This window comes from Frateuria defendens, from assembly GCF_001182895.1.
In the GTDB taxonomy this organism is placed as follows: Bacteria; Pseudomonadota; Gammaproteobacteria; order Xanthomonadales; family Rhodanobacteraceae; genus Frateuria_B; species Frateuria_B defendens.
Map to the genome: position 1 here is coordinate 1 of NZ_LFQR01000129.1, position 15,075 is coordinate 15,075.

The window sequence follows — 15,075 nt, forward strand, 5'->3', positions numbered from 1 at the left end:
GATCGAGGTGCTGGTGAAGGCCGGCGACGCGGTGGAGAAGGACCAGAGCCTGATCACGCTGGAGTCGGACAAGGCGACGATGGAGATTCCCTCCAGCGCCTCCGGCATCGTGAAGGAACTCAAGGTGAAGGTGGGCGACGAGGTCTCCGAAGGCGCCGTGATCCTGGTGCTCGAAGCGGCCGGCGAACCGGCCGCCAAGGCCGAGGCGTCGAAGGCTGCGCCCGCGGCACCGGCACCGGCCAAGGCGAGCGCGCCGGCGCCGCAGGCGGCCGGCGCTTCCGGTCGCACGCCCGACATCGAATGCAAGCTGGTGGTGCTCGGCTCCGGCCCCGGCGGCTACAGCGCCGCCTTCCGCGCCGCCGACCTCGGCCTGGATACCGTGCTGGTCGAGCGCTATGCGACGCTCGGCGGCGTCTGCCTCAATGTGGGCTGCATCCCGTCCAAGGCGTTGCTGCATGCCGCCGCGGTGATCGAGGAGGCCGAGGCGATGGCCGCGCATGGCGTGAGCTTCGGCAAGCCGGCGCTCGACCTCGACAAGCTGCGCGGCTTCAAGGACAAGGTGGTGGGCAAGCTCACCGGCGGCCTCGCCTCGATGGCCAAGCAGCGCAAGGTGCGCGTGGTCGAGGGCGTGGGCACGTTCGTCTCGCCGCACGAGCTGGAAGTGGAGACGGCCGAGGGCAAGAAGCTGCTCCGCTTCGAGCAGGCCATCATCGCCGCCGGCTCGCAGGCCGTGCGCCTGCCGGCCTTCCCGTGGGACGACGAGCGCGTGGTGGATTCCACTGGCGCGCTCGCACTCAAGGACGTGCCCAAGCAGCTGCTGGTGGTCGGCGGCGGCATCATCGGCCTGGAGATGGCTACGGTGTATGCCGCGCTCGGCAGCGAGGTCACGGTGGTCGAGTTCATGGACCAGATCATCCCCGGCGCCGACGCCGACCTGGTGCGGCCGCTGGCGCAGCGCCTGGGCAAGAAGCTCAAGGGCGTGCACCTGAAAACCAAGGTGGTGGAGGCCAAGGCCACCAAGCAGGGCATCGAGGTCAGCTACGAGGGCGAGAGCATCCCCGCGACCACGCTGTTCGACCGCGTGCTGGTGGCGGTGGGCCGCGCGCCCAACGGCAACAAGATCGGCGCCGACAAGGCCGGCGTGGCCGTCACCGAGCGCGGCTTCATCAACGTCGACACGCAGATGCGCACCAACGTGCCGCACATCTTCGCCATCGGCGACCTGGTGGGCCAGCCGATGCTGGCGCACAAGGCCACCCACGAGGGCCACGTGGCGGCCGAGGTGGCGGCGGGGCTGAAGAGCCACTTCGACGCGCGGGTGATCCCGTCGGTGGCCTTCACCGACCCGGAAGTGGCCTGGGTCGGCGTGACCGAGCGCGAGGCGAAGGAGAAGGGCCTCAAGCTCGGCGTGGGCAAGTTCCCGTGGGCGGCCAGCGGCCGCGCCATCGGCATCGACCGCACCGAGGGCTTCACCAAGCTGCTGTTCGACGAGGCCACGCACCGCATCGTCGGCGCCGCCATCGTCGGCCCGCACGCGGGCGACCTGATCTCCGAGCTGGCGCTGGCGATCGAGATGGGCGCCGAGGCGGCCGACATCGCCCTCACCATCCACCCGCATCCCACGCTGGGCGAGTCGGTGGGCCTGGCGGCGGAGGTCTACGAGGGCACCATCACCGACCTCTACGTACCGAAGAAGAAGTAACGCGCCTCGCGCGATGCGGAAAAGCCCGGCATGTCCGGGCTTTTCCTTTTGCGTGTTCCGGCAGCTGTGCGGGGCGTCCACCGCCACGGCACCCGCTTGGATCAAGGCGCGGTGGCGCCGGTCGCGGCGGGCGGTGCGAGTGCCTCGCCGAGCACCAGCCCCAGCGCCGTGAGGATGGAGAGCACGATCATCAGGTAGTGCTTGAGGAAATCCTTCAGCGAATGCAGCGGGACCTTGGGCAGTTCGAGGTGCATCGTCGGGCTCCATGCGAGCGTCGGAGCGTACCTGGGCGTCAGCCGCCGCGCGACATGACAGCGGTCGCGCCAGCCCTCATCATGCCAGCCGGAGCGAGGTAGGGAGCGACGATGACGGGTCTGGTGCTCAATCGCCGGCAGGAGGAACTGGTGGCGCTGGTGCGGCAGGAGGGCTTCGCCACGGTGGAGGCGCTGGCCGGGCATTTCGCGGTGACGCCGCAGACCATCCGCCGCGACCTCGGCGCGCTGTGCGACGCCGGCGTGCTGCGACGCTACCACGGCGGGGTGAGCCTGCCCTCCAGCGTGGAGAACCTCGCCTATGCCGCGCGCCAGGCGCTGCAGCTGGAGGAGAAGGAGCGCATCGCCGCGCTGCTCGCCCGGCACATCCCCGACGAGGCCTCGCTGTTCATCAACCTCGGCACCACCAACGAGAGCGTGGCGCGGGCGCTGATGGGGCACAAGGGGCTCACGGTGATCACCAACAACCTCAACGTGGCGATCATGCTGAGCGACAACCCCACCTTCCAGGTGATCGTGGCCGGCGGCGTGGTGCGAGGGCGCGACCACGGCGTCACCGGCGAGGCCACCATCGAGTTGATCCGCCAGTTCAAGGTGGACTACGGGGTGATCGGCATTTCCGGCATCGACCTGGACGGCACCCTGCTCGATTTCGACTACCAGGAAGTGCGCGTGGCCCAGGCCATCGTCGAGCACTCGCGACAGGTGTACCTGGCCGCCGATCACAGCAAGCTCGGCCGCAACGCGCTGGTGCGGCTGGGGCCGATCGCGCGCGTGCACGCCTGGTTCACCGACCGCCCGCCGCCGGAAGAGCTGGCCGCGGTGCTGGCCGAGTCGGGCACGCAGGTGCACGTGGCGCCCGGGGGCTGATGGCGGTCGTCCGGCGCGCTTTCGCGCGCGGGTCCACACGCGCTCGCCCGGCTTGCTTGCCGACGGGCGAAACGCGCAGCGAAACCGGGTAAGGAGCGCGCTTGTGCGCGACCCCAGCGTGGCGGCGTCGCCGTTGCGTCGGCCGGTCGCGCGCAGGCGCGCTCCTGCAGGTGTCGCAGGTTCGGGCACCCGTTTTTCTGCGCCCGGCCTGCCAAGGCCACGCTGCGATGCAGCGTGCAATGTTCGGAAATGTTCGAATATGCTCGTTTTCACACATTCTCGTGTGGCATCTGTGACACATCGTTTTCAGCTATGCGCGTTTATGGCGACAACTCCCGGAGAACGAACATCCGTCGACGCATGGCCAAGCCTGCGTCCCGGGGCGACGTCTTCCGTGGTGCCGCCTTGCGCCGGAGCGATTCATGACGGAGCAGGTCGATCTTCTGGTGGTGGGCGGCGGCATCAACGGCGCGGGCATCGCGCGCGACGCGGTGGGCCGCGGCTTGTCGGTGCTGTTGTGCGAGCAGGACGACCTGGCCGCGCACACTTCCAGCGCCAGCACCAAGCTGATCCACGGCGGCCTGCGCTACCTGGAGCAATACGAGTTCGCCCTGGTCGGCAAGGCGCTGGCCGAGCGCGAGGTGCTGCTGCGGGCGGCGCCGCACATCATCTGGCCGCTGCGCTTCGTGCTGCCGCACCAGCCGCATCTGCGGCCGGCGTGGCTGATCCGGCTGGGGCTGTTCCTGTACGACCACCTGGGCCGCGGCAAGCGCAGCCTGCCGGGCTCGCGCCGCATTCGCCTGGGTCGGCACAAGGTCGGCGCGCCGCTGGGCGATGAGTTCAAGCTCGGCTTCGTCTATTCCGACGCCTGGGTGCAGGACGCGCGGCTGGTGGTGCTCAACGCGATGGATGCCGCCGAGCGCGGCGCCACCATCCTGACGCACACGCGCTGCGTGCGGGCCTGGCGCGAGGCCGACGGCTGGCGTGCGGAACTGCAGGGCGACGACGGCGAGCGCCGCGAGGTCCGCGCGCGGGCGCTGGTGAACGCCACCGGGCCGTGGGCGGTGCGCTTTCTCGACGAGGTGGCGGCGGTGGGGCACGACCACGCGCTGCGCCTGGTGAAGGGCAGCCACATTGTGGTGCCCAGGCTGTTCGACCACCCGTATGCGTACATCTTCCAGCAGCCGGACCGGCGCATCGTGTTCGCCATTCCCTACGAGCGCGACTTCACCCTGATCGGCACCACCGACGTGGAATACCACGCCGACCCCGCCGCGCCGCGCATCGACGCCCACGAGACGGCGTATCTGTGCGAGGCCGCCAACCGCTACTTCAAGCGCCGCATCGCGCCGGCCGACGTGGTGTGGAGCTACAGCGGCGTGCGCCCGCTGCTGGAGGACGAAAGCGGTAACGCCTCGGAAGTCACGCGCGACTACCTGCTGGAGATCGACGCCCACGGCGCGCCGCTGCTCAACGTGTTCGGCGGCAAGCTCACCACCTTTCGCAAGCTGGCCGAGGAGGCGGTGGACCGCCTCGCGCCGCTGCTCGGCAACCCGGCGCCAGCCTGGACCGCCAAGGGCCACCCACTGCCCGGCGGCGACGAGCCGGAGCTCAAGCGCCTGCAAAGCGCGTTGCAGGCCAGCCACCCCTGGCTGCCGGAAGCGCTGGCCTGGCGGCTGGTGCATACCTACGGCACCCGCGTGCACCGCGTGCTGGGCGATGCGAAGGAACTGGCCGCGCTGGGCGAGCACTTTGGCGCCGACCTCTACCAGGCCGAGGTGGACTACTTGCGCCGCTGCGAATGGGCCCGCAGCGCCGAGGACGTGCTGTGGCGGCGGACCAAGCTCGGCCTGCGCGTTGGCCCGGAAGGCGCCACACGGCTGGCGGCCTACCTGGAAGGCGCCGTCGCCACGGCCTAGGAACCGTTTCCGAATCGGGCTTCCGCCGGAGGAGGGCATACCGGCGGGCGCCCCGTCGCCCGCAAGCGCTCGCAGAGGCGCCGGGCAAAGCACGGCGCCGCGGGCGTGTCCCGGGCGAAACGAAAAGCGCGGCGTGACGCCCGCGCCCACCCAAAAACGCAGGAACAGGAGAAGGAGGCGGGTCATGTCGGTGTACTTGAGCGAGTTTCTCGGCACGATGGTGCTGATCCTGCTCGGCGACGGGGTCGTCGCCGGCGTGCTGCTGAAGGATTCCAAGGCCAAGGACGGCGGCTGGATCGTGGTCACCCTGGCCTGGGGCCTGGCCGTGCTGATGGGCATCTACGTGGCCAGCAAGAGCGGCGCGCACATGAACCCGGCGCTGACCATCGCGCTGGCGGCGATCGGCAAGTTCAGCTGGGCGCTGGTGCCCGGCTACGTGCTGGCGCAGATGCTGGGCGCCTTCTGCGGCGCCACCCTGGTGTACCTGCACTACCTGCCGCACTGGCGCGGCACCGCCGACCAGGGCGCCAAGCTCGCGGTGTTCTGCACCGGGCCCGCGGTGCGGTCCTTGCCGGCCAACCTGCTCACCGAGGTGATCGGCACCTTCGTGCTGGTGTTCGGCGTGCTGGCGATCGGCACCAACAAGATGGTGGAGGGCTTCGGCCCGCTGGCGGTGAGCCTGCTGGTGACGGTGATCGGCCTGTCGCTGGGTGGCCCCACCGGCTACGCCATCAACCCGGCGCGCGACCTCGCGCCGCGCCTGGCCCACGCGCTGCTGCCGATCCCGGGCAAGGGCGGCTCGGACTGGGGCTACGCATCCATTCCCGTGGTGGGGCCGCTGGTCGGCGCCCTGCTCGGGGCATTCGTCTACCGCGCCGTGTTCGGCGGCTGATTGAAGCGGAGGAAATTCCATGAGCAAGCAGCAATACATCCTCGCCATCGACCAGGGCACCACCAGCTCGCGGGCGATCCTGTTCGACCGCGAAGGGCGCATCGCCGGCATGGCGCAGCGCGAGTTCACCCAGATCTTCCCGCAGCCGGGCTGGGTGGAGCACAACGCGCGCGAGATCATGACCAGCGTCTACACCACCATCACCGAGCTGCTCAACAACCTGCAGGTGGACGCGGCGGCCATCGCCGGCATCGGCATCACCAACCAGCGCGAGACGGCGGTGGTGTGGGACAAGGCCACCGGCCAGCCGATCTACAACGCCATCGTGTGGCAGTCGCGCCAGACCAAGGCCATCTGCGACGAGCTCCAGGCCGCCGGCTACGAGGATATGGTGCGGGCCAAGACGGGCCTCCTGATCGACGCCTATTTCGCCGGCACCAAGGTGAAGTGGATCCTCGACCACGTGGAGGGCGCGCGCGAGCGCGCCGGGCGCGGCGAGCTGCTGTTCGGCACCATCGACAGCTGGGTGATCTGGAACCTCACCGGCGGCAAGGTGCACGTCACCGACTACACCAACGCCTCGCGCACGCTGCTCTACAACATCCACGAGCTCAAATGGGACGACGAGCTGCTGGCGATGCTGGACATCCCCCGCGCCATGCTGCCGGAGGTGCGCTCCTCCAGCGAGGTCTACGGCAAGACCCAGGGCCAGTATTTCTACGGCCACGAGGTGCCCATCGCCGGCGTGGCCGGCGACCAGCAGGCGGCGCTGTTCGGCCAGGCCTGTTTCACGCCCGGCATGGCCAAGAACACCTACGGCACCGGCTGCTTCATGCTGATGAACACCGGCGAGAAGGCGGTGGCCTCCAGCAACGGCCTGCTCACCACCATCGCCTGGGGCGTGGACGGCAAGGTGGAGTACGCGCTGGAGGGCAGCATCTTCGTCGCCGGCTCCGTGGTGCAGTGGCTGCGCGACGGCCTGCGCATGCTGGGCAAGTCCAGCGACAGCCAGGCCTACGCCGAGCGCGCGGGCACCAGCGACGGCGTGTACATGGTGCCGGCCTTCGTCGGCCTGGGCGCGCCGTACTGGCGCAGCGACGTGCGCGGCGCGGTGTTCGGCCTGACCCGCGGCACCACCAAGGAGCATTTCGTGCGCGCCGCGCTGGAGTCGCTGGCCTACCAGACCCGCGACGTGCTCGCGGCCATGCAGGCCGACGCCGGCATCGAGCTGAAGGAACTGCGCGCCGACGGCGGCGCCATCGCCAACGATTTCGTGGGCCAGTTCCAGAGCGACATCCTCAACGTGCCGGTGCTGCGCCCGCAGGTGGCCGAGACCACCGCGCTCGGCGCCGCCTACCTGGCCGGCCTCGCCACCGGCTTCTGGAAGAGCCGCGAGGAGATCTCGCGCCAGTGGGCGGTGGACGGCCACTTCACCCCGAAGATGCCCGATGCCACCCGCGAGGCGCTGTACGCCGGCTGGCAGCAGGCGGTGCAGGCGACGATGGCGTTCCAGGTCTGAGGGTCGCCGCACGCCCTTTGTGAGCGCGCCTTGCGCGCGACAAGCGCGACAACCCTGCGTGGCGGTCGCGCCGTTACGCAGCGGTCGCGCGCAAGGCGCGCTCCTACGGGGCGGCGCGGGGAGGGCGTCGGTCTGAAACGGCGGTTCAGCCCAGCGCGTAGCCGAACTGCTCCTCGAACTCGGCGGCGAACTGCGCGTAGGTGAAGTGCTGGTTCTGCGTGCCGGGGTGCTCGACCTTGAGCGCGCCCATCAGCGAGGCCATGCGGCCGATGGTGGGCCAGTCGTAGCCCCGCATGATGCCGTGGATGAGGCCGGCGCGGTAGGCGTCGCCGCAGCCGGTGGGATCCACCACCTGGCGCTCGCGCGCGGGCGGGATCTCGATCACGGCGCCGCCGGTGTGGATCAGCGAGCCGCGCGGCCCCAGCGTGACAATGTAGGCCTTGGTGTGGCGGGCGATCTCCTCCGCGTCCCAGCCGGTGCGCGACTGCAGCAGCTGCGACTCGTAGTCGTTGACGATCACGTAGTCGGCCTGGCCGATCATGGTGCGGAATTCCTCGCCCGTGAACAGCGGCATCGCCTGGCCGGGGTCGAAGATGAAGGGCACGCCGCGGGCGGCGAAGTCCGCGCTGTGCTGAAGCATCGCCTCGCGGCCGTCCGGCGCCACGATGCCGAACTCCACGTTGGGCACGTCACCCACGTGGTTGTGGTGCGAGCAGCTCATCGCGCCGGGGTGGAAGGCGGTGAGCTGGTTGTTGTCCAGGTCCGTGGTGATGAAGCACTGCGGGGTGAACTGGTCCTCGAACACGCGCACGCCTTCCAGGCGGATGCCGTGGCGCTCCAGGTGCTCGCGGTACGGGCCGAAGTCCTGACCCACGGTGGCCATCGGCAGCGGGTCGCCGCCCAGCAGCTTGAGGTTGTAGGCGATGTTGCCCGCGCAGCCGCCGAACTCGCGGCGCATCTTGGGCACCAGGAACGACACGTTCAGGATATGGACCTTGTCCGGCAGGATGTGGTTCTTGAACTGGTCCTGGAACACCATGATGGTGTCATAGGCCAACGAACCGCAGATGACGGCTGACATGGTTGGTGGCGACCCTGTTGGAACGACGGAAGGCCGCGCTGCCGGCGACCACGGGCGCACGGACGGCGAGGCGTCCGGCAAACCCGCGAATCGTACTCCCATGCGACGGCCGTGGCGACACTCCGCTTGCGTGCGGGTGTTGCGCAAGCGGGGCAGGAAACGCACGCATCACCGCGTTCCGCAAGGCTTTCTTAACGACTTCGCGCTTGCGTGGGGTAGGGGGCGACACTAGACTGACGCGCTTATCTTTTTCTATCTGCCGGCGTGCCAGGCTCCATGTTCAAGAAGTTTCGCGGCATCTTCTCCAACGATATTTCCATCGACCTCGGCACCGCCAACACGCTGATCTACGTGCGTGGGCAGGGCATCGTGCTGGACGAGCCCTCGGTGGTGGCGATCCGCCAGGACCGCGGCCCCGGCGGCCCGCGCGCGGTGGCGGCGGTGGGCGGCGACGCCAAGCGCATGCTCGGCCGCACCCCCGGCAACATCGCCACCGTGCGGCCGATGAAGGACGGCGTGATCGCCGACTTCACCATGACCGAGGCGATGCTGCAGCACTTCATCCGCCAGGTGCACCGTTCGCGCCTGCTGCGCCCGAGCCCGCGCGTGCTGGTGTGCGTGCCCTGCGGCTCGACCCAGGTGGAGCGCCGCGCCATCAAGGAATCGGCCGAGGGCGCCGGCGCCCGCGACGTGTTCCTGATCGAGGAGCCGATGGCCGCCGCGATCGGCGCCGGCATTCCGGTGCACGAGGCGCGCGGCTCGATGGTGCTGGATATCGGCGGCGGCACCTCCGAGGTGGCGGTGATCTCGCTCAACGGCATCGTCTACTCGCAGTCGGTGCGCATCGGTGGCGACCGCTTCGACGAGGCCATCACCAACTACGTGCGCCGCAACCACGGCACCCTGATCGGCGAGTCCACCGCCGAGCGGATCAAGCTGGAGATCGGCTGCGCGTTCCCGCAGAGCGAGGTCAAGGAGATCGAGATCTCCGGCCGCAACCTCGCCGAGGGCGTGCCGCGCATGTTCACCATCAACTCCAACGAGGTGCTGGAGGCGCTGCACGAGCCGCTCTCGGGCATCGTGGCGGCGGTGAAGGCGGCGCTGGAGCAGACCCCGCCGGAGCTGTGCTCGGACGTGGCCGAGCGCGGCATCGTGCTTACCGGCGGCGGCGCGCTGCTGCGCGACCTGGACCGCCTGATCTCGGAGGAGACCGGCCTGCACGTGCAGGTGGCCGACGACCCGCTGACCTGCGTGGCGCGCGGCGGCGGCAAGGCGCTGGAGCTGATCGACCAGCACGGCAGCGACTTCTTCGCGTTCGAGTAAGCCGGACGGGGCCGGGCATGGGCCTTCGTCCACGACGCGGTGTCCGCGCAGTTCGCTTCGCCCCTGCCCGCGCGCAGCAAGGCGCGGCGGGCCCGTCTGTGGCTCCCGTACTCTTTCCTGGAAAGCCGCGGCGCTCCCGCGCTCCTGCTCCCTCTCCCCGCCGGGGAAAGGGTTGGAGTGAGGGGCCGGGGCTTGCCCTGACGCCGGCCCTGGCGGGCCTGGCCCCAGGTGAAGCGCGGCAGCGCACGGCATGGCGATACGGCCGCCTGGACCGCCCGCCGCAAGGCCAGCCGGATTCGCCAGCGGGCATCGCTGCGGCCCTCGGTCAGCGCAGCCCTTCGCCCCTCGCCCCCGTGCGGGTCCGCCAGCTCGAGCGTCGCGCCGGTCCGGCGCCCGGCCGTGCTTTCGACGGGTTGGTCTGAATGGCTCTCACGCGCGAGGATTCCCCCCTGTTCGCCGGCACCGCGGCCGGCACGCTGCGCCTGCTGTTCTACCTGGCGCTGGCGCTGGTGCTGATGGTGCTGGACCACCGCAACGGCTGGATCTGGCGCGTGCGCTACGCGGCCGCCGTGGTGGTGGAGCCGGTGTACCGGCTCGCCGGCCTGCCGGCCGCGGGCGTGCGCGCGCTCAGCGTGGCCTTCGCCGACCGCAAGCTGCTCACCGAGCAGAACCAGCGCCTGCGCGAGGACCTGTTGCTGGCCAACGCCAAGCTCAACCGCATGGCCGCGGTGGCCGAGCAGAACCAGCGCCTGAAGGAACTGCTGGACACCCAGCGCAGCCTCGACCTCAACGTGCAGCTGGCGCGCGTGGTGGGCGTGGACCTGGGCGCCGACCGCCATCGCATCCTGCTCAGCCTCGGCACGCACAACGGCGTGAAGGTGGGGCAGCCGGTGATCGACGCGCACGGCGTGATGGGGCAGGTGGTGGAAACCCTGCCGGCCACCTCGGTGGTGATGCTGGTGACCGATCCCAGCCACGCGGTGCCGGTGACCATCGAGCGCACCGGCCTGCGCACCATCGCCTACGGCGCGCGCGACGGCGACCGCCTGACGCTGCCCACGATCCCGCTGGCGGCCGACGTGGAGGTCGGCGACCGCCTGCTCACCTCCGGCCTCGGCGGGCGCTTCCCGCCCGGCTTCCCGGTGGGCGTGGTGAGCGCGGTGGGGCCGGCCGCGAGCGGCATGTTCATGGAGGCACAGGCGCAGCCCAGCGCGGACATCCACCGCAGCGACGACGTGCTGCTGCTGCACGACCTGGCCGAACCCGCCGGCCCGCCCGCGCCGGTGGCGCCGATGGGGCCGCCGACCGACCTGGCGCCCAGGCCCGGCGAGCCGGCGCCTGCCGCCAGCGCGCCGCCGCCCGCCGCGGGAGGCGCGCGATGAACCGCCAGCGCCTCGGCCTGCTGTGGTTCCTGGGTACGCTGGCGGCCTCGCTGCTGGCCATGCTGGTGCCGCTGCCGGAACTGCTCGAGCCGTTCAAGCCGTACTGGCCGGCGCTGGTGCTGCTGTACTGGGCGCTGGAGTCGGGCGACCGGGTGAGTCTGGGGCTGGCCTTCGCCATGGGGCTGGCGAGCGACCTGCTGAGCGGCGTGCTGCTCGGCGAGCAGGCCATCCGCCTGTGCGCGCTGGTGTTCATCGCGCTGCGCTTCCGCTCGCGGCTGCGCTTCTTCACCATGTGGCAGCAGACGCTGGCGGTGCTGGCGCTGCTGGTGAACGACCGTATCCTGCTGACCATCGTGCGGCTGTTCGCCGGCGACCCGCTGCCGCCGCCGAGCTGGTGGATCTCGCCCTTCGTGGGCGCGGCGCTGTGGCCGTTCCTGTTCCTGCTGCTCGACGACCTGCGCATGCGCTTGCGCATCCAGTGACCGCGTCCGGAGAAGCCGTGCCGACCCCGCGACCCATCGTGCGGATGCCGCCCTCGCCCGTGCCGCCACGCGGCGGTGGGTGCGTGCGCGGCGCGGGCCGGGGGCGGCGATGATCCGCCGCCGCGCGATCAAGGATCCCCGCGGCGAGTCGGACCTGTTCCGCCGCCGCGCGATCACGGGCTTCCTGCTGATCCTGCTCGGCCTGATGGCGCTGGTGGGGCGTTACGTCTACCTGCAGGTGCTGCGCCACGACGAGTTCGTCACCCGCGCCGACGCCAACCGGGTCAAGCCGCGGGCGATCGCGCCGGCGCGCGGCCTGATCTACGACCGCAACGGCGTGCTGCTGGCCGACAACGTGCCCGCGTTCCGGCTCGAGGTGGTGCCCGAGCAGGTGCCGGACATGCCGGCCATGCTGGAGCGGATCCGCGCCGTGGTGCCGCTGGACCAGGACGACCTCGACGCCTTCCGCAAGCAGCTCAAGCAGAACCGCTCGTTCGAGAGCGTGCCGCTCAAGCTGCACCTGTCGGAGGACGACATCGCCCGCTTCGAGCTCAACCGCTGGCGCTTCCCCGGCGTGGACGTGGTGCCCTACCTCACTCGCCGCTATCCCTACGGCGAGCTGCTGGCGCACGTGATCGGCTACGTCGGGCGCATCGACGCCGACGATCTCGCGCGGCTCGACCCGGCGCGCTACAAGGGCACCAGCCACGTCGGCCGCGTCGGCATCGAGCGCTCCTACGAGGACACGCTGCACGGCACACCGGGCTACGAACTGGTGGAGGTGAACGCCGACGGCCGCATCCAGCGCGTGCTGCAGACCGAGCCGCCGGTGCCCGGCAAGAACCTCTACCTGTCGATCGACATCCGCCTGCAGAAGGCGGCCGAGGCGGCGTTCGCCGGCCGCCCCGGCGCGGCGGTGGCGATCGACCCGCGCAACGGCCAGGTGCTGGCGATGGTCAGCGTGCCGAGCTTCGACCCCAACCTGTTCGTCAACGGCATCGGCCACGCCGACTACACCGCGCTCAACACCAACCCCGACACGCCGCTCAACAATCGCGCGCTGCGCGGCGCCTACCCGCCGGGCTCCACGGTGAAGCCGTTCCTGGCCCTGGGCGGGCTCGAATACGGCGTGCGCCGGCCGCAGGACACGGTGCTCTCCACCGGCGAGTTCTGCCTGCCCAACCAGAGCCGCTGCTACCGCGACGACGTGCGCGGCGGCAATGGCACGGTGAACATGGTGCGGGCGATCCAGCTCTCCACCAACACGTATTTCTACAAGCTGGCGCTCGACCTCGGCATCGACCGCCTGAGCGAATGGATGGCGCGCTTCAGCTTCGGCGGCAAGACCGGCGTGGACCTGCCCGGCGAGCTCACCGGCACGCTGCCCTCGCGGGCCTGGAAGGCGGCGCACTTCAAGCAGCCGTGGTTCCCCGGCGAGACGGTGCTGAGCGGCATCGGCCAGGCCTACTGGCAGGTGACGCCGTTGCAGCTGGCTCACGCCACCGCCGCCCTGGCCGGCCACGGCGTGCCCTACGCGCCGCGCGTGGTGATGGCCACCCAGGCCAGCGTGAGCGCCCCGCGCGAGCCGCTGGCCAACCCGCCGGGCCAGTCGCTGATCAAGAAGCCGGGCGCGTGGGACGTGGTCAACCAGGGCATGGAGGCGGTGATCACCGGTGGCACCGGCCGCGGCCTCAACGACGGCTTCCCCTACGTGATCGCCGGCAAGAGCGGCACCGCCGAGCGCTTCTCGCGCCGCACCGACGCCTACGACACCAACAAGAACAGCGCCTACCTGGCGGCGCGCCACCGCGCCTGGTTCATCGCCTACACGCCGGCCGACGACCCGCAGATCGCGGTGGCGGTGGTGCTGGAGGCGGGCGCCTGGGGCGGCAAGGACGCCGGCCCGATCGCGCGCAAGATCCTCGACGCCTGGCTGCTGGCGCGCGGCGAGCACCTGCTGCCGACCCGCCCGGCGGCCCCGGCGAGCGCCGCGCCGGCCTCGTCCGCGCCGCCCCCCGAGGCGCCGCCGGAGGACGAGGACCTGCCGGCCGAAGCCACTTCCAGCGGCGGAGCCACGCCATGATCGACACGCTGCAAACGCGCCTGCAACGCCTGCTGCGCCGGATCGTGACCCGGCCGCGGCTGGATCTGCCGCTGCTCGGCGGCCTGTTCCTGCTCGGCCTCGCCGGCCTGGTGACGCTCTACAGCGCCGGCGGCGGCAATTTCTCGCTGGTCGGCAACCAGGCCGCACGCTTCGTCATGGGCACGGTGCTGATGCTGCTGCTCTCGCGCATTCCGCCCTCGGTGCTGCGTGGCTGGACGCCGTGGCTGTACGCCGCCAGCGTCGCGCTGCTGCTGGCGCTGACGGTGATGGGCGAGGTGCGCAGCGGCGCCCGGCGCTGGCTGGACCTGGGCGTGATGTCGTTCCAGCCCTCCGAGCTGCTCAAGCTCACCATGCCGATGATGGTGGCCTGGTACCTGCACCCGCGCCAGCTGCCGCCGAGCTGGAAGGACATCGTGGCGGTGGGCGCGCTGATCGCCGTGCCGGCCGGCCTGATCGCCAGGCAGCCGGACCTCGGCACCGCCGTGCTGGTGATCGCCGCCGGCGCCTTCGCGCTGTTCCTCTCCGGCATGCGCTGGTGGAAGATCGGCGCCCTGCTCGGCGCGGTGGCGGCGCTGGTGCCGGTGGGCTGGCACTTCCTGCACCAGTACCAGCGCGACCGCGTGATGACCCTGCTCGACCCCGAGTCCGACCCGCTCGGCAACGGCTGGCACATCATCCAGTCGCAGATCGCGGTGGGCTCCGGCGGCGTGTTCGGCAAGGGCTGGCAGCACGGCACGCAGTCGCGGCTGGACTTCCTGCCCGAGCACACCACCGACTTCATCTTCGCGGTGTTCTCCGAGGAGTTCGGCCTGGTCGGCGTGATCGCCATCGTGGCGCTGTACGCCTTCATCATCGGCCGCAGCCTGTGGATCGCGATGGAGGCGCGCGACACCTATTCGCGCCTGCTCGCCGGCGCCATCGCGATGAGCTTCTTCGTCTACGTGTTCGTCAACGGCGGCATGGTGGCCGGCATGCTGCCGGTGGTGGGCGTGCCGATGCCGCTGGTGAGCTACGGCGGCACCTCGGCGGTGTCGCTGCTGACCGGCTTCGGCGTGCTGATGTCGATCCACGCCAACCGCAAGGTGCATGACTGAATCGAGCCCCTGCGATGCCCACGCCGGCGCCCGAGCGATACGTGCGCGCATGCTAGGCTTCGACGGATGCCGACCACGCCCGCGAGTGCCATGACGCCGACCCGCCGCCCGCCGCGCCGCCGACTCCCCGCCATGCTGATCCTGTGCCTGCTCGCCGCGCCGCTGGCGGCGGTGGCGCAGACGCATCCGGGCCAGCAGGCGCTGGTGCGCGAGGTGGCTGCCGACACCGGCAAGAGCCCGGCCGCGCTCGACGCGCTGCTCGACGGCGCGGTCAGGCAGCAGGGCATCCTGGACGCCATCAGCCGCCCGGCCGAGGCCAAGCCGTGGAAGGACTACCGGCCGATCTTCCTCACCCCGCGGCGCATCGACGAGGGCGTGGCCTTCTACCGCGAGCACCGCGACCTGATCGAGCGCATCGCCCGCCAGTACGGCGTG

General features: G+C 70.8%; 13 protein-coding genes. 11 read left to right on the forward strand and 2 right to left on the reverse strand.

The genetic code is table 11. The features are described 5' to 3' along the window. Nucleotide 1: 1 nt before the first annotated feature. Nucleotides 2-1,702 (forward strand): dihydrolipoyl dehydrogenase, encoded by a 1,701-nt coding sequence (gene lpdA, locus ACH65_RS15190; protein WP_049623464.1) that lies wholly within the window; start codon nt 2-4, stop codon nt 1,700-1,702. A 101-nt stretch (nt 1,703-1,803) separates the two neighbouring features. Here the strand turns inward: lpdA and ACH65_RS19990 are convergent, their stop codons facing one another. Further along, nucleotides 1,804-1,956, reverse strand: coding sequence for a hypothetical protein (locus ACH65_RS19990; protein WP_153242627.1), 153 nt, complete (start codon nt 1,954-1,956; stop codon nt 1,804-1,806). A 111-nt stretch (nt 1,957-2,067) separates the two neighbouring features. Here ACH65_RS19990 and ACH65_RS15195 point away from each other — a divergent pair, with 111 nt between their 5' ends. From ACH65_RS15195 to glpK, 4 genes are all read left to right on the forward strand, one after another. Beyond that, complete coding sequence (locus ACH65_RS15195) at nt 2,068-2,844, forward strand: DeoR/GlpR family DNA-binding transcription regulator (protein ID WP_049623465.1); 777 nt, start codon at nt 2,068-2,070, stop codon at nt 2,842-2,844. Between the two features lie 422 nt (nt 2,845-3,266). Beyond that, the gene (gene glpD, locus ACH65_RS15200; protein ID WP_049623466.1) at nt 3,267-4,763 is read left to right on the forward strand and encodes a glycerol-3-phosphate dehydrogenase; all 1,497 of its coding nucleotides are present in this window, start codon (nt 3,267-3,269) and stop codon (nt 4,761-4,763) included. A 184-nt stretch (nt 4,764-4,947) separates the two neighbouring features. After that, a complete protein-coding gene (locus ACH65_RS15205; protein WP_049623467.1) occupies nt 4,948-5,655 on the forward strand; it encodes an MIP/aquaporin family protein in 708 nt (235 codons plus the stop codon). Between the two features lie 19 nt (nt 5,656-5,674). After that, entirely contained in the window at nt 5,675-7,174 is a 1,500-nt protein-coding gene (gene glpK / locus ACH65_RS15210; protein ID WP_049623468.1) for a glycerol kinase GlpK, read from the forward strand. Nucleotides 7,175-7,319: 145 nt separating this feature from the next. Here glpK and ACH65_RS15215 read toward each other — a convergent pair whose 3' ends face one another. Further along, nucleotides 7,320-8,255, reverse strand: a complete 936-nt coding sequence (locus ACH65_RS15215) for a carbohydrate kinase family protein (RefSeq protein WP_049623469.1) — start codon at nt 8,253-8,255, stop codon at nt 7,320-7,322. 276 nt (nt 8,256-8,531) lie between these two features. On the opposite strand from ACH65_RS15215, the gene ACH65_RS15220 reads away from it, so the two are divergent. The 6 genes from ACH65_RS15220 to ACH65_RS15245 all read left to right on the forward strand — a co-directional run. After that, a complete protein-coding gene (locus ACH65_RS15220) occupies nt 8,532-9,578 on the forward strand; it encodes a rod shape-determining protein (RefSeq protein WP_049623470.1) in 1,047 nt (348 codons plus the stop codon). 422 nt (nt 9,579-10,000) lie between these two features. Continuing rightward, on the forward strand, nt 10,001-10,960 hold the full coding sequence (gene mreC, locus ACH65_RS15225; protein WP_049623471.1) for a rod shape-determining protein MreC: 960 nt from the start codon (nt 10,001-10,003) through the stop codon (nt 10,958-10,960). Continuing rightward, nucleotides 10,957-11,442, forward strand: a complete 486-nt coding sequence (gene mreD, locus ACH65_RS15230; RefSeq protein ID WP_049623472.1) for a rod shape-determining protein MreD — start codon at nt 10,957-10,959, stop codon at nt 11,440-11,442. The genes mreC and mreD overlap by 4 nt, the downstream gene beginning before the upstream one ends. 109 nt (nt 11,443-11,551) lie before the next feature. After that, entirely contained in the window at nt 11,552-13,525 is a 1,974-nt protein-coding gene (gene mrdA, locus ACH65_RS15235; RefSeq protein WP_049623473.1) for a penicillin-binding protein 2, read from the forward strand. Then, complete coding sequence (rodA, locus tag ACH65_RS15240; protein WP_049623474.1) at nt 13,522-14,640, forward strand: rod shape-determining protein RodA; 1,119 nt, start codon at nt 13,522-13,524, stop codon at nt 14,638-14,640. Before mrdA ends, rodA begins: the two co-directional genes overlap by 4 nt. A 90-nt stretch (nt 14,641-14,730) precedes the next feature. After that, nucleotides 14,731-15,075, forward strand: a 345-nt coding sequence (locus ACH65_RS15245; RefSeq protein WP_049623475.1) for a lytic murein transglycosylase, incomplete at its 3' end; no start/stop codon positions are given.